Annotated in this window: 19 protein-coding genes; 11 read left to right on the top strand and 8 right to left on the bottom strand. The window is 74.7% G+C overall.

All coding sequences use genetic code 11. The features are described from left to right. The first annotated feature begins 20 nt into the window (after positions 1-20). The 3 genes from ACIBK9_RS13055 (at position 21) to ACIBK9_RS13045 (ending at position 6,049) form a co-directional block, all read left to right on the top strand. Entirely contained in the window at positions 21-2,810 is a 2,790-nt protein-coding gene (locus tag ACIBK9_RS13055) for an FAD-binding and (Fe-S)-binding domain-containing protein (RefSeq protein ID WP_397157798.1), read from the top strand. A gap of 71 nt (positions 2,811-2,881) precedes the next feature. Beyond that, the gene (locus ACIBK9_RS13050) at positions 2,882-4,450 is read left to right on the top strand and encodes a serine/threonine-protein kinase (protein ID WP_397157796.1); all 1,569 of its coding nucleotides are present in this window, start codon (positions 2,882-2,884) and stop codon (positions 4,448-4,450) included. Positions 4,451-4,705: 255 nt separating this feature from the next. Beyond that, entirely contained in the window at positions 4,706-6,049 is a 1,344-nt protein-coding gene (locus ACIBK9_RS13045) for a cytochrome P450 (RefSeq protein ID WP_397157794.1), read from the top strand. 92 nt (positions 6,050-6,141) lie between these two features. Here ACIBK9_RS13045 and ACIBK9_RS13040 read toward each other — a convergent pair whose 3' ends face one another. The 6 genes from ACIBK9_RS13040 to ACIBK9_RS13015 form a co-directional block, all read right to left on the bottom strand. After that, positions 6,142-6,396 carry a hypothetical protein gene (locus ACIBK9_RS13040; protein WP_397157792.1) on the bottom strand — a complete coding sequence of 85 codons (255 nt, stop codon included), beginning with the start codon at positions 6,394-6,396 and terminating at the stop codon, positions 6,142-6,144. Positions 6,397-6,546: 150 nt separating this feature from the next. Beyond that, positions 6,547-6,828 (bottom strand): response regulator transcription factor, encoded by a 282-nt coding sequence (locus tag ACIBK9_RS13035; RefSeq protein WP_397157790.1) that lies wholly within the window; start codon positions 6,826-6,828, stop codon positions 6,547-6,549. Between the two features lie 71 nt (positions 6,829-6,899). Beyond that, positions 6,900-7,871 (bottom strand): prolyl aminopeptidase, encoded by a 972-nt coding sequence (gene pip, locus ACIBK9_RS13030; RefSeq protein WP_397158970.1) that lies wholly within the window; start codon positions 7,869-7,871, stop codon positions 6,900-6,902. Between the two features lie 70 nt (positions 7,872-7,941). Next, on the bottom strand, positions 7,942-8,937 hold the full coding sequence (locus tag ACIBK9_RS13025; protein WP_397157788.1) for an FAD binding domain-containing protein: 996 nt from the start codon (positions 8,935-8,937) through the stop codon (positions 7,942-7,944). After that, a complete protein-coding gene (locus ACIBK9_RS13020) occupies positions 8,934-9,449 on the bottom strand; it encodes a (2Fe-2S)-binding protein (protein ID WP_397157786.1) in 516 nt (171 codons plus the stop codon). Before ACIBK9_RS13020 ends, ACIBK9_RS13025 begins: the two co-directional genes overlap by 4 nt. A 171-nt stretch (positions 9,450-9,620) precedes the next feature. Beyond that, positions 9,621-10,043 carry a nuclear transport factor 2 family protein gene (locus tag ACIBK9_RS13015; RefSeq protein WP_397157784.1) on the bottom strand — a complete coding sequence of 141 codons (423 nt, stop codon included), beginning with the start codon at positions 10,041-10,043 and terminating at the stop codon, positions 9,621-9,623. A gap of 136 nt (positions 10,044-10,179) precedes the next feature. On the opposite strand from ACIBK9_RS13015, the gene ACIBK9_RS13010 reads away from it, so the two are divergent. From ACIBK9_RS13010 to atpB, 5 genes are all read left to right on the top strand, one after another. Beyond that, a complete protein-coding gene (locus ACIBK9_RS13010; protein ID WP_352365705.1) occupies positions 10,180-10,773 on the top strand; it encodes a winged helix-turn-helix domain-containing protein in 594 nt (197 codons plus the stop codon). Then, positions 10,766-12,172: an MFS transporter gene (locus tag ACIBK9_RS13005; protein ID WP_397157782.1), complete on the top strand. Its 1,407-nt coding sequence runs from the start codon at positions 10,766-10,768 to the stop codon at positions 12,170-12,172. Before ACIBK9_RS13010 ends, ACIBK9_RS13005 begins: the two co-directional genes overlap by 8 nt. A 140-nt stretch (positions 12,173-12,312) precedes the next feature. Continuing rightward, positions 12,313-13,821, top strand: coding sequence for a histidine kinase (locus tag ACIBK9_RS13000; RefSeq protein WP_397157780.1), 1,509 nt, complete (start codon positions 12,313-12,315; stop codon positions 13,819-13,821). Then, positions 13,818-14,411, top strand: a complete 594-nt coding sequence (locus ACIBK9_RS12995) for a response regulator transcription factor (RefSeq protein ID WP_352363766.1) — start codon at positions 13,818-13,820, stop codon at positions 14,409-14,411. The genes ACIBK9_RS13000 and ACIBK9_RS12995 overlap by 4 nt, the downstream gene beginning before the upstream one ends. 111 nt (positions 14,412-14,522) lie before the next feature. Further along, positions 14,523-15,299, top strand: coding sequence for a F0F1 ATP synthase subunit A (gene atpB, locus ACIBK9_RS12990; protein WP_364420372.1), 777 nt, complete (start codon positions 14,523-14,525; stop codon positions 15,297-15,299). 4 nt (positions 15,300-15,303) lie between these two features. Here the strand turns inward: atpB and ACIBK9_RS12985 are convergent, their stop codons facing one another. Next, the gene (locus ACIBK9_RS12985; RefSeq protein ID WP_397157777.1) at positions 15,304-16,179 is read right to left on the bottom strand and encodes a diacylglycerol/lipid kinase family protein; all 876 of its coding nucleotides are present in this window, start codon (positions 16,177-16,179) and stop codon (positions 15,304-15,306) included. A gap of 259 nt (positions 16,180-16,438) precedes the next feature. Here ACIBK9_RS12985 and ACIBK9_RS12980 point away from each other — a divergent pair, with 259 nt between their 5' ends. The 3 genes from ACIBK9_RS12980 to ACIBK9_RS12970 are packed head-to-tail and all read left to right on the top strand — an operon-like array spanning position 16,439 to position 19,053. Then, complete coding sequence (locus tag ACIBK9_RS12980; RefSeq protein WP_397157775.1) at positions 16,439-16,999, top strand: hypothetical protein; 561 nt, start codon at positions 16,439-16,441, stop codon at positions 16,997-16,999. 51 nt (positions 17,000-17,050) lie between these two features. Then, the gene (locus ACIBK9_RS12975; protein ID WP_358297590.1) at positions 17,051-17,722 is read left to right on the top strand and encodes a response regulator transcription factor; all 672 of its coding nucleotides are present in this window, start codon (positions 17,051-17,053) and stop codon (positions 17,720-17,722) included. After that, the gene (locus ACIBK9_RS12970; protein WP_397157773.1) at positions 17,719-19,053 is read left to right on the top strand and encodes a sensor histidine kinase; all 1,335 of its coding nucleotides are present in this window, start codon (positions 17,719-17,721) and stop codon (positions 19,051-19,053) included. The genes ACIBK9_RS12975 and ACIBK9_RS12970 overlap by 4 nt, the downstream gene beginning before the upstream one ends. 121 nt (positions 19,054-19,174) lie before the next feature. Here the strand turns inward: ACIBK9_RS12970 and ACIBK9_RS12965 are convergent, their stop codons facing one another. Next, on the bottom strand, positions 19,175-20,137 hold the full coding sequence (locus ACIBK9_RS12965; protein ID WP_397157771.1) for a hypothetical protein: 963 nt from the start codon (positions 20,135-20,137) through the stop codon (positions 19,175-19,177). Positions 20,138-20,219 lie beyond the last annotated feature (82 nt).

The following is a 20,219-nucleotide window of genomic DNA, read 5'->3' as shown; positions in this document are numbered from 1 at the left end:
ACCTGGAAGAGAGCACGAGCATGACCCACCGTGAACCGCGACGGCTGAACGCGCCGGACGCCGCCGTCCTGGCGGCGGTCGAGACGGCCGTCCCGGGGATCACCCGCGCCCGCGCGAGCGACCGGCTCGGCATGGCCCACGACGCCTCCCACTACCTGCTGACCCCGCAGGCCGTGCTGGTGGCCGAGAGTGCCGGCCAGGTCGCCGCGCTGCTGCGCACCGGCCTGCCGCTGACCTTCCGCTCCGGCGGCACCAGCCTCAGCGGCCAGGGCGTCAGCGAGCACCTGCTCGTGGACACCCGCCGGCACTTCCGCTCGATCGAGGTGCTCGACGACGGCGCCCGGGTACGGGTCCAGCCCGGCGCGGTGCTGCGGCAGGTCAACGCCCGCCTGGCCCCGTACGGGCGCAAGCTCGGCCCCGACCCGGCCAGCGAGTCGGCCTGCACGATCGGCGGCGTCGTCGCCAACAACTCCAGCGGCATGACCTGCGGCACGCACGCCAACACCTACCGGACGCTGGAGTCGATGACGCTGGTGCTGCCGAGCGGCACCGTCCTGGACACCGGCGCCCCCGACGCCGACGAGCGGCTGCGCGCCCTGGAACCCGACCTCGCGGCCGGCCTGGAACGGCTGCGCGACCGCGTCCGCGGCAACCCCGGCTCGGTGCGGCGCGTCCAGGAGCAGTTCTCGCTGAAGAACACCATGGGCTACGGCCTGAACAGCTTCCTCGACCACGACGGCCCGGCGCAGATCCTCGCCCACCTGGTCATCGGCAGCGAGGGCACCCTCGGCTTCGTCGCCGAGGCCGTCTTCCGCACCGTCCCCGCCCACCGCCTGGCCGCCACCGGCCTGCTCGTCTTCCCGACGCTGCGCGAGGCGATGGCCACGGTGCCGGAGCTGGTCGCCGCCGGGCCCGCCGCCGTCGAGCTGCTGGACGCCGAGTCCCTGCGCGTCGCCCAGACCGACCCCAAGGCCGACGGGACGCTGCGCGCGATGGCCGTCGCCGAGCACGCCGCGCTGCTGGTCGAATGGCAGGAGTCCGACGCCGAACTGCTCACCGAGCGGGAGCGGACCGCCGAGCGGGTCTTCGCCGGGCTGCGCCTGGCCGCCCCCGCCCGGCTGAGCAGGGATGCCGGCGGCCGGGCCGCGCTGTGGCACATCCGCAAGGGCCTGTACGCCACCGTCGCCGGCGCCCGCCCCAGCGGCACGACCGCCCTGCTGGAGGACGTCGCCGTCCCCGTGCCCGCGCTGGCCGACCTGTGCGACGACCTGACCCGGCTGTTCGCCGAGCACCGCTACGAGCGCAGCGTCGTCTTCGGCCACGCCAAGGACGGCAACCTGCACTTCATGCTCAACGAGCGCTTCGCCACCGATCTCGGCCGCTACGCCGAGTTCACCGAGGACATGGTGGAGGCCGTCCTGGCCAGGGGCGGCACGCTGAAGGCCGAGCACGGCACCGGCCGCGTCATGGCCCCGTTCGTGCGCCGCCAGTACGGCGACGAGCTGTACGAGGTGATGCGCGAGGTCAAACGCCTGTGCGACCCGGCCGGCACGCTCAACCCCGGCGTCGTCCTCACCGACGACCCCGAGGCCCACCTGCGCGACCTCAAGACCGTCGTGACCGTCGAGCCCGAGGTCGACCGCTGTGTGGAGTGCGGCTACTGCGAGCCCGTCTGCCCCAGCCGCGACCTGACCACCACCCCGCGCCAGCGCATCGTGCTGCGCCGCGAGCTGGCCGCGGCCCAGGCGGCCGGCGACCACGCCCTGGCCCGCGAACTGGAGGACGCCTACGCCTACGACGCCGTGGACACCTGCGCCGTGGACGGCATGTGCGCCACCGCCTGCCCCGTCCTCATCAACACCGGCGACCTGACCAAACGCCTGCGCGCCGAACGCCACGGCCGCGCCGCCCGCCGCGCCTGGACGGGCGCCGCCCGCCACTGGGACGGCGTCACCCGCGCGATGAACCTGGCCCTCGACACCGCCGCCGCGGTCCCGCCCGCGCTGCCCGAGGCCGCCTCGCGCGCCGCCCGCGCCCTGGCCGGCGCGGACGACGTCCCGCGGTGGAGCCGCGACCTGCCGCGCGGCGGCACCAGGCGCCGCCCGTCCCCGGCGGACGACGCCGACGCCGTCTACCTGCCGTCCTGCCTGAACACGCTGTTCGCCCCCGCGGACGGCGGCCCCGGCGTGATGACCGCCTTCCAGCGCCTGGCCGCCCGCGCCGGGCTGACGCTGCACGTCCCGGAGAAGATCGCGAGCCTGTGCTGCGGCACCCCGTGGTCGTCCAAGGGCTTCGCCGGCGGCCACGAGGCCATGGGCGAGCGCGTCCGGGACGTGCTCGCGCGCGCCACCGACGGCGGCCGGCTGCCCGTGGTGAGCGACGCCGCCTCCTGCACCGAGGGCTACGCCCACCTGGTGCCCGGCCTCCAGGTGGTCGACGCGGTCGCCTTCACCGCCGAGCACGTCCTGCCCCGCCTGCCGCAGGCGCGCCGCCTGCCGTCGCTGGCGCTCCACCCGACCTGCTCCTCCACCCGCCTCGGCCTGGACGCCGCCGTCACCCGCCTCGCCGAGGCGGTCGCCGAGCAGGTCGTGATCCCGGACGGATGGCAGTGCTGCGGCTTCGCCGGCGACCGCGGCCTGCTGCACCCCGAGCTGACCGCCTCGGCCACCCGCGCCGAGGCCGCGTCGGTGGCCGAGGCGGGCTGCGCCGCGCACGCCTCCGTCAACCGCACCTGCGAGCTGGGCCTGACCCGCGCCACCGGCCAGACCTACCGGCATCTCCTGGAGCTCCTCGACGAGGCAACCGCCTGAGGGGGGCGCGGTTTACACCGATGTGTCAATAAGATCGTCGCTGTTGCGAAGATCCGGCGATCGGGAGCACGATGAGCGACCCCGGCGGCTTCGGCCCCCTGGAGATGGACGAACGCGAGCGCATCGGTCCCTACCGGATCGTGGGCCGCATGGGCGCGGGCGGCATGGGCGTGGTCCACGCCGGGGTCGCGCCCGACGGCGGGCGGGTCGCGGTCAAGGTCATCCATCCGGGGCTGGCCGCCGACCCGCACTTCCACGACCGGTTCGTGCGCGAGGTCGAGATGTTGTCGCGGGTGCGCGGGCGGTGCACGGTCGCGGTCCTGTCCGCCGACACCGCCGCCTCGCCGCCGTGGCTGGCCACCGAGTTCGTGCCCGGCCCCACGCTGACCGAGCACGTACGCGACCACGGGCCGCTGCCGCCGGACGACCTGGTCGCCTTCGGGGTGGACATCGCCGAGGCGCTCACCGACATCCACGGGGCCGGGATCGTCCACCGCGACCTCAAGCCGGGCAACGTGATCCTGGCCGCGTCCGGGGCGAAGGTGCTGGACTTCGGGATCGCCCGCGCCCTCGACGAGAGCGGGCTGACCGGCACCGGCGCGCTCATCGGCTCGCCCGGCTGGATCAGCCCCGAGCAGTACCGGGGCGACCAGGCCGACGCCGCCGCCGACGTCTTCGCCTGGGGCGCGCTGATGGTCTACGCAGCGACCGGGCGGCCGCCGTTCGGCACGGGGGCGCCCGACGTGCTCGCCTACCGGGTCATGAGCGTCGACCCGGACCTGTCCGGGGTGCCCGAGGGCGTGCGCGACCTGGTCCGGGCGGCGCTCGCCAAGGACAGGGCGGCGCGTCCCGGGGCGGCGGAGCTGCTCGGCGCGCTCCGCTCGGGCACGCTCCTCCTGCCGCGGCCCTCGTCCGGCACGCTCCCTCTGACACCCCCGCCCCCTCCACCCGGCACACTGCCCCTGACACCGCCCCCGTCCGGCGGGCAGGGGCCGCTGGGGCCATCTTCGTCTGGCGGGCAGGGGCCGCTGACGCCGCCGTCGTCCGGGGGGCGGGCGCGGTTGTGGCCGGTGGCGGCCGCCGTGGTCGCGGTCGTCGCCGTCGTGGCGGTCGGCGCGGCCTTCGCGCTGAACGCGGCCGGCACGCCGGACGCGCTGCCGTCCCAGGACGACGGGCCCACCTCCTCCTACACCGACCCGCCCGCCACCTCCGCGGACCCGGACCCGACGGACACCCCGGAGGAGAGCGAGACCCCCGAGGAGACCCACACCCCGGAGGACACCCCGACCGAGACCGAGACGCCGGAGAAGACGCCCGAGGCGACGCCCACCAAGAGCAGGCCCCGCACGTTGCCGTGCGCCTCCTCGGGCTCGATCCTGCGCGAGGCAGCCGCGCTGAACGGCGGCAGCCTCCCGCAGGACGCCGTGGTCGCCCGCAAGCGCTGCGTCGGCTCCTGGGTCGCCGCCGAGTTGTCCTCCCCGAGCGTCGGCGCCATCGACCTGATCGCCCGGCGGAACGCCTCCCGGTTCCTCGACGCCCAGATCGGCAGCAACTTCTGCTCCCTGGAGGGCCGCCCGGCGCTGGTGGCGAGCGCGCCCGCCTCGATCAAGAGCTTCCTGTGCCCCAACGGCTTCGGCTGATCCGCACCCTTCCGCCGGCTTCGGCTGGTCGGTCCTGACGATCGGCGCCGGGTACGAGAGCACCTTGATCTGGATCGCGCGAGCGTTGAGGATGATGCTCACCGACCCACACCTGGCCGGCCGCGTCAACGGCGGACGCCTGGGTATCGACGAGGCGCCGATGAGGTACTGAGGCGGGACACCCCGATGACCCACATGCCCACGCGCCACTGCCCTCGGCGGCCGCCCCGTCGCAGCCGCTCACGCCACCCCAACGTGCTGGAGGATTCGGTGCCCGCTTCCCATCAGTCCACTCCCGCCACCAACCCCGACGACGCCGCAGCGGCCGCATCCGGCGATCACGTGGTGCCCGTCATCACCTTGGATGAAAGCGGCGCCGATCACCATGGTGAAGCCGCCCGGTTACGTGCCGCCGGACCGGTCGTACGCGTCGTGCTGCCCGGAGAGATCCCCGCATGGGCCATCACTGACCAGGACCTCCTGCACAGTGTCCTGACCGACCCCGGCATCAGCAAGGACTGGCGCCTTTGGACCTGCGTCCGCAACGGCGCCATCCCCGACGACTGGCCTCTCACCGGCATGCTCAAGGTCACCAACATGGTCACCGCCGACGGCGCCGCTCACCAACGGCTGCGCCGGCCGGTCACCCGCACCCTCACCGCACGGCGCCTGCAGGAGATGCGCCCCCGCATCACCGCCCTCATCACCGAGGTCATCGACGCGCTGCCCGCCCACGCCGACGGCACCGGCGCCGTCGACCTGCGCCGGCACTTCGCCTATCCCATCCCGATGGCCGTCATCTGCGAACTCGTCGGCGTGCCCGAGAGCAACCGTCTCCATCTGCGCCACCTGGTCGAATCCATCTTCCGGTCCACCACACCCCCGCACGAGGTCGTCCAGACACAAGCCGGGATCACCAGCGTTCTCACCGAACTCGTCCGGCAGCATCACGACGAACCCGGAGCCGACCTCACCACCGACCTGATCGCACTCCAACGCGACGACCCCGACGCGCTCACCGACGCCGAACTCGTCGGCACGCTGTGGCTGATGATCGCCGCCGGTCACGAAACCACCCTCAGCCTGATCCTCAACGCGGTCCGCGCCCTGCTGACCCACCCGGATCAGCTCAGTGCCGTCCTGGAGCAGGCCGCGGCGAATCCGGCGGACACGTGGGCCGCCGTGGTGGAGGAGGTCCTGCGCTGGGACGCGCCGATCGGCAACTTCATGGCGCGTTACCCCCGCACCGACCTGACCCTCGCGGGCGTCACCATCCCCGCCGGCGACGCCATCCTGGCCCCCTACAGCCTCCTCGGCCGTGACCGTGCCCAGCACGGCGCCGATGCCGCCGACTTCAATTGGCGCCGGCCGCCCAGCAGGCATCTGGCCTTCGGAGGTGGCCCCCACGCCTGCCCAGGCGCTGCACTGGCCCGTCTGGAAGTCACGCTCGCGCTGGCCGCGCTCTTCGATCGCTACCCCGACATGCGGCTGGCCGTGCCCGCCGGCGACCTCGTCCCCGTTCCGTCTCTGTTCTCCAACTCCATCCAGTCACTCCCCGTACGCTTGTCTCCCCGTCGTCCAGCCGAGAGCCGTCACTGATCGCTGATCGCCCACTGCCCACTGAGTGCTGGGCCGACTGCCGTCGCAAGCGGTGCCGGAGCGGCTCCGGGCGGCCGGCCCGCGCGGATCTGTCATGCGACCTGTGGCGTGTTGGCGGGACGCCATTCGGCCGACGGCAGCGGGATGCGTACCGATACCAGCGTCCCCTCGCCGGGAGCGGTCTCGACGTCGGCGCTGCCGCCCACCGCGCGGGCGCTCTCCCGGATGGAACGGGCGATGCCGAGGCCGGTCGTCGGCGCGTCCGGGTCGAAGCCGCTGCCGTGGTCGAGCACGCTCAGCGCCGGCGTCCCGGACCGGCATTCGGCCCGCACCACGGCGTGCCGCACGCCCGCGCGTCAGCCACCGCCCGTCGCCCAGCACCTCCAGCGACCCGCACAACACCAGCGCGCCCACCCGGACGACCACCATGGTGAGGGCCCGGCTGCGCTCCATGCCGGCGACCGCCGTCCCGGGCGGGCGCGGCGGGCGCGAGGGGCTCACGGCCGGTCGCGGCGTTCGAGCCGGTTGAGCGCCGCGCGCGTGAGCTCGGCCTTGTTGCCGACCTGCAGCTTGGCCCTGATGCGCTCGACGCAGGTGTCGACGGTGGCCTTGCTGACGCCCATCCGGCGGCCCACCTGGGCGTGGGTGAAGCCCTGGGCGATGTAGGACAGGGTCTCCTCCTCCCGCGCCGACAGCCGGGGCCGGGCGTCGCCTTCTGAGCCGCCCTCCGAGCCGTCCTCGCCGTTCCCGGAGCCGTCGGCCGCGGCGGGAGGTGACATGTCAGCAACGGTGAGCAGAAGTGTGCAAGACCAGCAAGTCCTGCAAAACCACTACAAGTTCGCCTTGTAGATCATGAACCCTGTGGTGCACGGGCGTTCGGACGGTAGCCGTCGGTGGCCCTGACGAGCTCGTGCAGCGTGCCGGGTTCGGCGCCGCCGTGGCCGGCGTCCTCGACGATCCGCAGCTCGGCCTCCGGCCAGGCGCGGTGCAGCTCCCAGGCGGCGTCGGGCGGCGTCTTCATGTCGTAACGGCCGTTGACGATGACGCAGGGCACGTCCCGGATCGCCGCCACGTCGAGCAGCTCGCCCTCCCGCAGGAAGCAGCGCCGGGTGAAGTAGTGCGCCTCGATCCGGGCGAAGCCCAGCACCTCCCGGTCCGTCAGCGGAGGGGGAGGCGCGGGCAGCAGCGTGTTGGCCGCCAGCTCCCACGCCGCCCACGCCCGCGCCGCCGGCAGGTGAACCTCGGGGTCCGGGTCGAACAGGCGGCGGTGGTACGCGCCGAGCAGGTCGTCCCGCTCGGCCTGCGGGATCGCGTCCCGGAAGGCCGCCCACTCCGCCGGGAACAGCCGGGCCGCCCCCGAACCGGTGAACGCCCACGCCTCGTCGGCCGCGCTCGCCAGGTAGACGCCGCGCAGCACCAGCTCGGTCACCCGGCTGGGGTGGCGGCGTGCGTACGCCAGGGCCAGGGTCGCCCCCCACGAACCGCCGAACACCTGCCAGCGGTCGATCCCGAGCCGCCGCCTGAGCAGCTCCATGTCCGCGACCAGATGCCAGGTGGTGTTGGCCTCCAGCGACACCCCGGGGTCGGCGGCGTGCGGGCGGCTGCGCCCGCAGTTGCGCTGGTCGAACAGGACGATCCGGTAGGCGGCGGGGTCGAAGAACCGGCGCTGCACGGGCAGCAGCCCACCGCCCGGACCGCCGTGGAGGAGGACGACCGGTTTGCCGCCGGGGTCGCCGCAGGTCTCCCAGTAGATCTCCTGGCCGTCGCCGACGTCGAGCAGGCCGCTCTCGTAGGGCTCGACGGGCGGGTAGAACGTCATCATCGTCATGGCTACCAGACCTACTCGCCCCGGCCGCCCGGCGCGCGGCCGATTCGCGCAAATGCGGGCGCTTTTATGACGGGCGCGCGAGTTCGGTGAGCGTGCGGCGGAGCAGCCGTGCGGCCAGCACCGGCTTGAAGGCGTTGTGCCGCAGCGGCCGGGCCTCGGCCAGCGCCGCGCCGGCGGCCCGCGCGAAGGCGGACGCGTCCGGGACGGCGCCGGTCAGCAGGTCCTCGGCGGCGTGGGCGCGCCACGGCTTGTGCGCCACCCCGCCGAGCGCGACCCGCGCGAACACGATCCGGCCGTCCTCGACGTGCAGCAGCACGGCCGTGCTCACCAGCGCGAACGCGAACCCGGCCCGGTCCCTGACCTTCGCGTACGCCCCGCGCCCCGGCGGCGCGGGCGGCAGGTCCACGCTCGTGACCAGTTCGCCGTCCCGCAACACGGTCTCCACCTGCGGCGTCCGGCCGGGCAGGACGTGGAAGCCGGTGAACGGCACGCTCCGCGCCCCCCGCGGCCCCGTCAGGTTGACGGTCGCGTCGAGGGCGGCCAGGGCCACGCACATGTCCGAGGGGTGGACGGCGACGCAGCTCGGGCTCGCCCCCAGGACGGCGTGCGCGCGGTTGAATCCCTCCAGCGCGTCGCATCCCGCGCCGGGCACGCGCTTGTTGCAGGCGGCGGCGGTGTCGTAGAAGTAGCGGCAGCGCGTACGTTGCAGCAGGTTGCCGCCCACGGTCGCGCGGTTGCGCAGCTGCGGCGAGGCGCCCGCCAGGATGGCGCGGGCGAGCACCGGATAGCGGCGCCGCACCCGCGGGTCGGCCGCGACCTTGGTGTTGCCGGCCAGCGCGCCGAGCCGCAGCCCGCCGCCGGGCAGGTCCTCGACGGCCGACAGCGGCAGGCGCGAGATGTCCACCACCCGGCCCGGCCGCTCGACCTCCTCGCGCATGAGGTCGACGAGGTTCGTCCCGCCGGCCAGGTAGCGGGCCGGGCCGCCGTCCGGCGGCGTCGCGGCCATCATCGCGACGGCCTCCGCCACACTGGCCGCCCGCAGGTAGGTGAACTGCCTCACCTCGCGGCGACCTCCCGGACAGCGGCGGCGATGTGGTGGTACGCCCCGCACCGGCACAGGTTGCCCGCCATGCGCTCGCCGAGCTCGGCGTCGGTCAGCTCGCGCGGGGGAGCGGTCAGGTCGGGCGTCGCGGCGCTGGGCACGCCGTCCCGCAGCTCGGCCAGCAGCCCGGCGACCGAGCAGACCTGGCCGGGCGTGCAGTACCCGCACTGCAGGGCGTCGTGCCGGACGAACGCGTCCTGCACCCGCGCGCCCACCTCGTCGTCCGCCAGGCCCTCGACGGTGACGATCTCCATCCCCTCGCACTGGACGGCCAGCAGCAGGCACGCGTAGACCCGCCAGCCGTCGGCCAGGACGGTGCAGGTGCCGCAGGCCCCCTGGTCGCAGCCCTTCTTCGTGCCGGTCAGCCGGAGATGCTCGCGCAGGAAGTCGAGCAGGGACACGCGCGGGTCCGCCGGCGGCTCGTGCGGCCGGCCGTTGACGCGCAGGGGGAGCGGGGCGCGGCCGTCCATCCCAATCCCTCCGGCCGTACGGGCTGTGGCGATCACCGTAACCGCATCTGGGCGGGACGACGCGGTCCGTGCGCCGGTCGAGGGACAAAACGGTGGCGGGCATTGCCGAATGCGGATCATCGGGCGAGGATCCCGCCGCCGCCCGCGCCCCCCACCTGCGTTCCCAGGGGATCACCCCTTGGCGGTCATGGCCTCCGCGACCGTCAGACTGTCCTCGTAGATGTGGCTGCGCGTGATCAGGCCGCCCTCGACCGTCAGGTGCAGCGCGAACGGCGTGGTGTAGGCGACGCCGGTCGCGCGCACGGTCTGCACGATCTGCCCCAGCACCACGGCGTCCGGCCCGTCGACCAGGATCTGCCGCACCGTGGTGCCGTTCAGCTCCGGCACGTGATGCGCCCCCAGCGAACGGTAGTGCTCGGCCACCTCGGCCCGCCCGGACCTGGGCCGGATCCACGGCACCGCCGGATGCCCCTCGACGGGCCAGCTGAGCTGCCAGTCGACCGGCTCGGCGAACAACTCCGCCACCCGCTCCGGATCGCCCTCGCCGATCCGCCGCAACAACTCCTGCACGATGTCCCGCGTGTCCCTCTTCATGCCCCCAGTCTCGCGGCCCGCCTGAACGCCGTCGATTACCCCGGAGGTAACCGCCGACGGTACCCCGGCGGTATCCCGGCCGGTATTCCAAAGGAATCCTTGACATCGCCGGAGCGGGTGGCGGAACATTCCAAGCATGTCTTTGGAATCTGCGGGGCGGCGGCTGGTGCTCGACGATCCCGCCGCGATGCGGGCGTTCGCCCATCCGGTCCGGCTGGCGCTGCACGAGCTGCTGTTGCGGTCGGGGGCGACCACCGCCGCCGACGCCGCCCGCGAGGTCGGGATCAGCCAGGCGCTGGCCTCCTACCACCTGCGGCAGCTGGCCAAATACGGCCTGGTGGAGCAGGCCGAGGCGCGCGACGAGCGGGAGCGGCCCTGGAAGGTGACTGCGAGCGTCCAGGTGTGGGACGACGACGTCACCGGGTCCGAGCGGTCGGCCGCCCGCAGTCTGCTGGAGCAGGTCCTGGCCGAGCGGGCGCTGTCGCGGCTGGTGGAGTGGCAGGAGGCGCGGCGGGGCGAGGAGGAGCCCTGGCGGGGCGTCGGCGGCATCGGCAACACCTACCTCTACGTCACCCCGCAGGAGATCACGGCGCTCGGCGAGGCCGTCGCCGACCTGCTGCGGCCGCTGATGGCCCGCGTGGACGACGCGGCGGCCCGTCCGGAAGGGGCCCGGCCCGTGCTGGTGACGCAGATGGTGATCCCGCTCGCCCCGACGGCCTCCGGTGACTGAGCGACGCTCCCCGGCGAGGGAGACCGGCCGGGCCGGTGGGCGGACGGCCGAGGAGCCGCCGGGCCGGGAGAGCGCGGCTCGTCGATGGCCGGCGCGGGACGGCGGCCTGCGGTGGCGGCCGGCGCGGCAGGCCGGGGTGCGGTGGTGGCCGGCGCGGGGCGGTGGCGGGTGGGTGTCGCCCGGCGGCGGGCGGGGGTTCGGGCGGTTGCTGGTCGCGTCCGTCGTGTCCCAGACGGGCGACTGGGTGATCAGCACCGGGCTGGCGTTCCACGTCTACCGCCTGACCGGCTCCACGCTGTCCACCGCGATCATGCTGCTGGTCTCCCGGCTGCCCCACGTCCTGCTCGGGTCCGTGGCCGGGGTGCTGGCCGACCGCTGGGACCGCCGCCGGTTGCTGGTCGTCACCGACCTGCTGCTCGGGCTCGGATTGCTGCCCCTGCTGGCGGTACGCGGCCCCGCCCAGGTCTGGATCGTCTACGCGGTCGCCCTGTGGACCGGCGTGCTCGGCACCCTGCTCGCCCCGGCGCAACGGGCGCTCGTCCCGCAGCTCGTGCCCGCGTCCGGGCTGGTCCGGGCCAATGCCCTGCACGGCCAGAGCGGTCAGCTCGCCCGGCTGCTGGGGGCGATGCTGGGCGGCGTCGCCGTCACGGCGGGCGGGCTGCCCGCGATCGTCCTGCTCGACGTGGCCAGCTTCGTGATCTCCGCGGTCCTGCAGGCGACCCTGCGTGTCCCGGCCAGGTCGCCGGTCGTGGCGCGGGCGCCGTCCGTCCGCGCCCAGTGGGCCTCCGGGGTGCGGTCGGCCATGGGGAATCCCGGCATCCGGTTGCTGGTCGCGTACATGGTGATCACGGGGCTGGGCGAGGGCGTCTTCGCCACGCTCGCCGCCCCCTTCGTGGCCGACGTGCTGGGCGGCCAGGGCGACGCGTACGGGCTGTTCCTGTCGGTGCAGGCGGTCGGCGGGCTGGCCGGTGGGCTGGGCGTGGCCCTGCACCGGCGCGACCCCGCGCCACGGGTGCTCCTCGGCTGGGGCACGGTCGCGTTCGGCCTGCTCGACCTGGCGCTGTTCGCCTACCCCCTCGCCCTCGACGCGTTGTGGCCCGCCCTCGTGCTGATCGCGCTGGCCGGGCTCCCGGCGGCGGCGGCGATGGCCGGGTTCGCGACGCTGGCCCAGACGGCCACCACCGACGAGCGCCGGGGCGGCCTCATCGGGCTGCTCGCGAGTGCCCAGGCCGTCACCTCGCTGCTCGGCATGGCGGCCGCCGGGGCGCTCGGCGAGGTCGTCGGCATCGTTCCCGCGTTGTGTCTGCACGCGGCGGGGCTCGTCACCGCGGGCGTGCTCGTGCTGACGAACCGCGCACCCCACCCCGGGCGTGCCGCGTCCGACCGGAGTCGACCATGACGTTTGTCATGGAGGCGTCTCTGACTGTCGGCACTACACCCGGCGCCGCCACTCCCAGCAGGCTGGTTCCATGCTGAAACTCAAGGACGGCGGCCCCCGGCGGTCGCCGCGCCGGCCGCCGGGCGTTACCGTCGGGCCCTGTGACGGGTGAGGCGGCGGTGCGGGAGGTGGAGTTCGGCCGGGGCCGGACGGCGGCGCGCGCCGGGTCGTGCGGGTGGCTGCTGCTGGTGGTGTGGCCGCTGTGGTCGTTCTTCTCCTCGCGTCCCGGCGTGCTCGCCGTGGTGTGGGTGGTCGCGGCGGTCGCGGTCTTCGTGGCGTGCTGGCTGCGGATCATGTGGCGGGCGCTCAGCGCCCTGGGCGCGGCGACGCTGACCTGGGCGCCGGTGGGGCTGGTGGCCGCCGCGCTGGCGCTGCTGCCGGTGCTGCGGGCGCCGTGGGCGTACGTCGGGTTCGTGTTCGTGGTCAGCGCCCTGTCCGCCTGCCTTTCGCGGGTCGCCTTCGTCGTGTCGGCGGCGGTGACGATGGTCGTGGTGGTGGCCGCGCTGACGGCGTACGGGCGGCCGTTCGAGCAGGTCTGGTGGGTGCCGCTGGTGATCCTGGTCGAGGCGGTGACGGTGGCGAGCCTGAAGCACCTGGGCGAGATGGTCGCCCGGCTCGACGCCGCCCGCGCCCACGTCGCCCGGCTCGCCGTGGACAACGAACGCCTGCGCTTCGCCCGCGACCTGCACGACACGCTCGGCCACACGCTCACCTCGATCACCATCAGGAGCCAGCTGGCCGCCCGGCTGGCCGGTACCGACCCGGAACGGGCCGCCCGCGAGATGGCCGACGTGGAACGCGCCGCCCGCCAGGCGCTCGACGAGGTGCGCCACGCCGTCGCCGGCTACCGCGCCCCCTCGTTGTCGGGCGAGCTGCGCACGGCGGCCCACAGCCTGGACCTGGCCGGGATCCGGCTGGAGGTCTCGCCCGCCGCCGGGCCCGTCCCGGCCGCCGCCGAGACGCTGCTGGCCTGGACCGTACGGGAGGCCGCCACGAACGTCGTGCGCCACAGCCGAGCCCGCCACTGCCACATCGACCTCACCGTCGACGACCACACCGCCACCGTCGAGATCCGCGACGACGGCCCCGGCCCCGAATCCGCCGGGATGTGCGACGGCCCCGGCCCCGGATCCGCCGGAGACGCGGCCCACGGCCCCGCCACCCGATCCGCCGGAGACGCGGTCAACGGCGACGACGCCCCCAACCCCGGAGCCGAAGGGCTCGGGATCAGAGCCGATGCGGCCGGGCCTGCGGCCTTCAGGGGCCTGGCCGACGGAGCCGGTGCCGCCGGCCCCGGAGCCACAGGGGGCGGGTCCCGCCTCGAAGGGCCCGGTTCCAGGGCCGATAGGGCCGGGCCCACGGCCGACGGAGGCTTCGTCGACAGGGGCGGTTCCACCAGCGCCGGAGCCGCAGGGGGCACGGCCGACGGGGTTGGGAGCGGCGGGGTTGGGGCTGGGGGAGCGGTGGTACAGGGGGTCGGGGGTGTTGGGGGTAATGGGCTGACTGGGTTGGCTGAGCGGATCGCTGCCGCCGGCGGACGTCTGGAGGCCGGGCCGCTGCCCGGCGGCGGCTACCGGCTGCACGCCCGAGTGCCCTTGGAGGTGCCGTGATCCGCGTCCTCATCGCCGACGACCAGGACCTCGTCCGCGGCGGACTGGCCGCGCTGCTCGCCCTGGAGGACGGCATCGAGGTGGTGGCCGAGGTCGGCCGGGGCGACCTGGTCGAGCCCGCGGTGGCCGAGCACCGCCCCGACGTGGTCCTGCTCGACATCGAGATGCCCGGCATGTCCGGCCTGGAGGTCGCCGAACGCCTGCGCGGCCACCGGGTGGTCATCGTCACCACGTTCGGCCGCCCCGGCTACCTCAGCCGTGCCCTCGACGCGGGCGTGTCCGGGTTCGTGGTGAAGGACGCGCCGGTGGCCGAGCTGACCGCGGCCGTGCGGCGGGTGATGGCCGGTGAGACGGTGATCGATCCCAAGCTGGCGGTGTCCGCCCTGACCGTCGGGCCGAGCCCGCTCACCCAGCGCGAGGCCGAGGTGCTGCGGACCGCCTCCGGCGGCGCGACCGTCGCCGACATCGCCCGCACCCTGTTCCTGACCGAGGGCACCGTACGCAACTACCTGTCCTCGGCGATCACCAAGACCGGGGCGCGCAACCGCGCCGAGGCCGTCCGCGTCGCCGAGTCCCGCGGCTGGCTCTGACCCCCCGGCCACCCCGCAACCCTGCAAGCCCGCAACCCGGGAACCCCGCAAGCCGGCAACCCGTAACCCCGCAAGCCCGTAACCCCGCAACCTCTCAAGAGGAGCTTCGCCATGCCCTCCGACGACTTCCGCCCGCCCGGACCGGAGTTGTTCGACTACCCCGCCCTGTGGGACGGCGCGCCGCTCTGGCTCACCAAGCCGGTGCTGCTGGCCGCCGCCGGCGTGCTCGTGGTGTGCGCGCTGGCCTGGGGCGCCTTCTCCCGGCCCAGGCTGGTGCCGCGCGGCCTGCAGAACGCGGGCGAGTACGCCTACCTGTTCGTCCGCGACCAGATCGCCCGCCCGTCGCTCGGCGCCGACGCCGACCGCTGGATGCCGCTGCTGCTCACGCTCTTCCTGCTGATCCTGCTCTGGAACGTGATGGGCGTGATCCCGCTGCTCCAGTTCCCGGTCACCGCCCACGTCGCCTTCCCCTGGGTGCTGGCCGGAGTGGTCTACCTGCTCAAGCTCTACCTCGGCTTCAGGCACCAGGGCCTGGCCGGCTACCTCAGGAACGCGATGTTCCCCGAGGGCCTGCCCAAGGCCCTGGCGATCACCTTGTACGCGCCGCTCGAACTGTTCTACATCTTCGTCACCGCGCCGTTCACCCATGCCGTGCGGCTGTTCGCGAACATGTTCGCCGGGCACACGCTGCTGGCCTTCTTCAGCGCGGTCGGCTACTGGTTCCTGGTGGAGCGGCCGACCGTGGGCGGCGTGGCGGTGGGCGTGCTGGGCGTGTTCATGACGTGCCTGCTGACCGCGTTCGAGATCTTCGTCATGTTCCTGCAGGCGTACCTGTTCACCATGCTCACCGCCATGTACCTCGGCCAGTCCCTGCACCCGGAGCACTGACCGGTCAGGACGCCGGCGGCGCCAGGACCCGCCAGGCGGACGGCCGCACGATCCAGGTACGCCGCTCCGCCACCTGCTCCAGCTCACCGTCCACGCTGGCCGGGACGGGCCCGCCCGCCACGGTGATCCGCCTGCCCCGGAAGGTCTGCACGTCGGGGCGGGCGGGGTGCCGGCCGCGGCGCAGCCCGGCGGCGAAGGCCAGCCGCGCCAGCGGTCCCGTGGCGTAGGAGACCACCACCTCGGCCAGCCCGTCGTCGGGCCGGGCAGCCGGGGTCAGCGGCGTGCCGCCGCCGATCGTGGCGCCGTTCCCGACGCCGGCCATGAGCACGCGGCGGCGGCCGGTGCACACCTGGGCGCCGTCCACCCTGATCCGCAGCCGCCATCCGCCCGTCCCCGCGCCCGCCAGCACCGCGCCCACCGCGTACGCGGCCCGGCTGAGCAGCGGCTTCAGCGGCGCGGCCCGCTCGGCGGCGTGCGCGCCCACGCCGAGGTGCGCGGCGTTGACCACGATGCCGCCGTCGTCGTCGATCAGCAGGTCCATGGGCCGTTCGTGTCCCGCCAGCACGACGCGGGCCGCCTCGGCCGGGTCGAGCGGGATGCCCAGCGTGCGGGCCAGGTCGTTGCCGGTGCCCATGGGGATCAGCCCGACCGGGCCGGCGTCCAGGCGGCCGTGCTCCAGCAGCGCGGCGACCAGCGCGTGCACGCTTCCGTCGCCGCCCATCACCACCGGGACCCGGTCGTCGTGCGACCGCGCGGCCTCCCGCGCGTCGCCGTCGCAGACCCGCACGTCGGCCTCCGCCCGCAGCAGCCGCAGCACCTCCCGCGTGCTGTCGTCGCCGACGCCGCCGGCCTGCCGGTTGCAGATCACCAGAAGTCTCACGGGTCCTCGCCTTCCCTTCCGCTGGGCGGATCGGTCTCTTCCCCGGGCGCCTGGCACAATGCCCCGCCGCCCGAACCCGTTCGCGGGGCGGAGGTCCGGCGCGCGGGACGCGACGGCGCGCTTCCATGGCGTTCCTGAATGTTCCCGACGGCTTCTATGGCGTTCCTAAGGTTCCCCGACGGTGGGGTGAAGGTGGCCGCGGTTGAGTTGCCGCAGCGGGCCGGGCCACCGGGGACCGGCCGCCAGAAGGGCAACCGACATGAACCAACGAAAGACCGCGATGAACCCACGAAAGACCGCGCTGGCCCTCGGGACGGCGGCGGCCCTGACGCTGGCCGCCTCCGGGGCGGTGCCGGCCGCGGCGGCCGGCCCGTGTGCCCAGGTCTCGTCGACGTGCTCGCCCGCCGACGTGGCCAAGGACCACGCGGGCGAGAAGACCGCCGACGTGAAGGCCGGCGTGAAGGTCGGCGTACGGACCGACGTGCGGAAGGACCCCGGCGGCGGGAAGCCGCGCGACGGCAGGCCCGGCTGCGGCCCCGAGCAGACGGACCACCCAGGAAAGCCCGGCAAACCAGACAACAAGGACCACGGCATCTCCCAGGAGGCGTTCGCCAAGGCGCTCGCGGCCGAGCTGGGCGTCGGGTACGACCGCGCCCTGCGCGCCGTCAAGGAGCTGGACGCCCTGACGAAGAAGGGCCGCGTGGACCCGGACTCGGCCGGGTTCGGCGCGGTGGCCGAGCACCTCGGCGTCACCCCGGACCGGCTGGAGCAGGCCCTGCGGAACGTCAAACGCGCGCTGGCCGGTGCCGAGCCCGCATAGAGACCGGCACCGATCTTCCTCAGCCGGGGCTCCGGAGGGGAGAGTGGCACCATGCACGTCCTTGTTGCCGACGACGACGAGGCGGTCCGCCGCTCCCTGACCCACGCGCTCACCCGCGAGGGCTACGACGTCAGCGTCGCCGCCGACGGCCTGCGCGCCCTGGAGGCGGCCGGCGGCGGACGTCAGGACGCGGTGGTGCTGGACATCATGATGCCCGGCCTGGACGGCCTGGAGGTGTGCCGCCGCCTGCGGGCCGCGGGCGACCGCACCCCGATCCTGATGCTCACCGCCCGCGACCTGGTCGGCGACCGGGTCGCGGGCCTGGACGCGGGCGCCGACGACTACCTGGTCAAGCCGTTCGCGCTGGAGGAGCTGCGGGCCAGGCTGCGCGCGCTGCTGCGCCGCAGCGCGCCCGCGCAGGGGCTGCTCCGCCACGCCGACCTGGAGCTGGACCCGGCCGCCTGCCGGGCCAGCCGCGGCGGCCGGCCGCTCGACCTGACCAGGACCGAGTACACCCTGCTGAAGGTGTTCCTGCGCAACCCGGGCCGGGTGCTCAGCCGCGAGGTGATCTTCGACTCGGTCTGGGGGTACGACTTCGGGCCGTCCTCGAACGCGTTGTGGGTCTACATCAGCTATCTGCGGGCCAAGCTGGAGGCCGGGGGAGAGCCGCGGCTGATCCAGACCGTCCGCGGCCTGGGGTACGTGCTGCGGGAGGAGCCGTGAGGCTGCGCACCAGGGTCGCGCTGACGGTCGCCGCCGTGGTGGCCGCCGCGCTGCTGGCGGTCTCGCTGGTGGTCTACCCGGCGGCCGCGGCGGGGCTGGCCGGCCAGCACGACGGGGAGCTGGTGCTGGCCGCCGGGCAGGCGCCGCGGCTGCTGGAGTCGCTGAAGGCCGCCGACTCGCCGCTGCCGGCCAGGCCCCTCCCGGTGGGCAACACGCTGCTGCAGTTCTGCCCCGACCCGCTGCTGACCGGTCCGACCGCCGGGTTCGTGCCGCTGGCCGAGCAGGACCAGGCGGTCGCGTTCGGCAAGCTGCCCCCCTACTTCCGGGACGTCACCCACGACGGCGTGCGCTACCGGCTCTACACCGCCCCGCTCAACCTGGGCAAGGGCGTCCTGGTGCGCACGGCCTTCCCGCTGGACCGCGACGAAGAGACGCTGAACGCGCTCAAGCTGCTGCTGGCCGCGCTGACCCTCGGCGGCGCGCTGGTCGCGGCGGCGGGCGCGCGTCTGCTCGCCGGCCGGGCGCTGCGGCCCGTCGCCCGGCTGACGGCCGTGGTGGAGCGGGTCACCGCCACCGGCACCCTCACCGCCGACGGGCTGGAGGGCATGGGCGCCGGACGGGACGAGGTGGCCCGCCTGGCCGGCTCGTTCACCACGATGACGCACGCGCTGCGCGAGTCCGTGCTGGCCCAGCGGCGCCTGGTCGCCGACGCCTCCCACGAGCTGCGCACGCCGCTGACCAGCCTCACCACGAACCTGGAGCTGCTGGAGGAAGGGCGCGGCACGGCCGACCCGCAGGCCCCGGCCCTGGTGCACGAGGCCCGCGTCCAGGCCGAGGAGCTGCGGGTGCTGGTCAACGACCTGGTCGAGCTGGCCAGGCACGGCGACGTCGAGCTGCACCTGGAGGACGTGCGGCTCGACCTGGTGGCCGGACGCGTGCTGGCCAGGGCCGCGGCCCGCGCCCCGCACGTACGGCTGCGCGGCGAGCTGGCCGAGTGCCTGGTGACGGCCGATGCCGACGCGATCGAACGGGCTGTCTCCAACCTGGTGGACAACGCGATCAAGTGGAGCCCGCCCGGCGGCGTGGTCCTGGTACGAGTGGACCCCGCGGGCTCGTTGTCGGTGGCCGACCAGGGCCCCGGCATCGCGGCCCACGACCTGCCGTTCGTGTTCGACAGGTTCTACCGCGCCGAGTCGGCCCGTTCCCTGCCGGGTTCGGGGCTCGGCCTGGCCATCGTCCGCCAGATCGCCGAGGCGCACGCCGGATCGGTGCGCGCCGAGCCGCTGCGGCCCGGCGTACGGCTGGTCCTCGCGCTGCCCCCGAGCGCGTGACCTGACACTGAGGGCGTGACCTGACACTGAGCGCGTGACCTGACACTGAGGGCGCGACCGCGGGCGCGGACCCCCGCACCCGCGGCCGCGCCGGTCCAGGGGCCGGTGGCCGGTCCGGCGTTCAGTGAGCCTCGGCGACGGGCACCGCGGGCGTGGCGGGCGCGGCGGGCCGGGGCATCGGGCGCGGCGGCAGCGCCATCAGCGCCAGGCCGAGCACCGCCCACAGCCCGAGCACCGTCAGCGGGACGGCCAGGGCGGCGCCGTCGAAGTAGACCACGCTGCGCACCAGTTCGAGCGCCGACCGGGTGGGCAGCACGTAGCCGAGCGCCGCGTACCAGGGCTCGATGAACGCGGCGCCGAACGGGCCGCCGCTGGCCGGCAGGCCGATCGGGATGAACAGCACGGCCGCCGCGATCACGCCGCGCGGCCCGAAGCGGCGCATCAGCCCGTTCACCGCCACCGAGACCAGGAAGATCACCGCGCCGGAGACGGCCAGGAGCCCGAGCGGGGCGCCGGTGAGCGCGCCGAGCAGGCCGTCGACGACCCAGGTGAGCGCCAGGCCGCCGGTCACCGCGCCGAGCGCGAGCACCGCGAGGCGCAGCCCTCGGTGCATCATCGGCTGCATGCGCATGGTGAGCACGGTCGTCGCCAGCGCGGTCAGCAGCAGGCCCAGCACGTAGAACATGCCCGACACGCCGGAGGAGTCGCCCTCGGCCAGCGGCCGCACGTCCTCGACCGCGAGCTGCCGTCCGGCGGCGCGCTGCATCAGGGCGGTGAAGTGCGGGGCCGCCGTGTCGCCGCCCGCGCTGGCGACCAGCAGCCGGCCCTCGCCCGCCAGGTAGGCGGCCTCGACCTCGCGCCGGAGCACCGCCGTCCGCGCGCCGGCCGCGTCGGCGTACGGGCGCGCGTCCACGGCCCCGCCCGCGGCCTGCTCCAGCCGGGCGGCGTCGGGGCCCACCACGGCGAGCGGCACCCCGTGCGGAACCGGGTGGTGCAGCGCTCCGACGAACGAGCCGATGATCACGGCGCCGACGACCGCGGACACCAGATAGGCGACCGCGACTCGAACAGCGGGATTCTTCATGACGCTCCTCAGTTGTCCACCCGGCTCAGGTCCTGGTGGCGGCCCGCACGACGGGCGCCGCCGCCCTCACCCTGCCGGTTAG

This window comes from Nonomuraea sp. NPDC050227, from assembly GCF_044459705.1.
Classification (GTDB): domain Bacteria; phylum Actinomycetota; class Actinomycetes; order Streptosporangiales; family Streptosporangiaceae; genus Nonomuraea.
The sequence above is the reverse complement of the archived record's forward strand: the minus strand, read 5'-3'. Positions and strand labels throughout refer to the sequence as shown.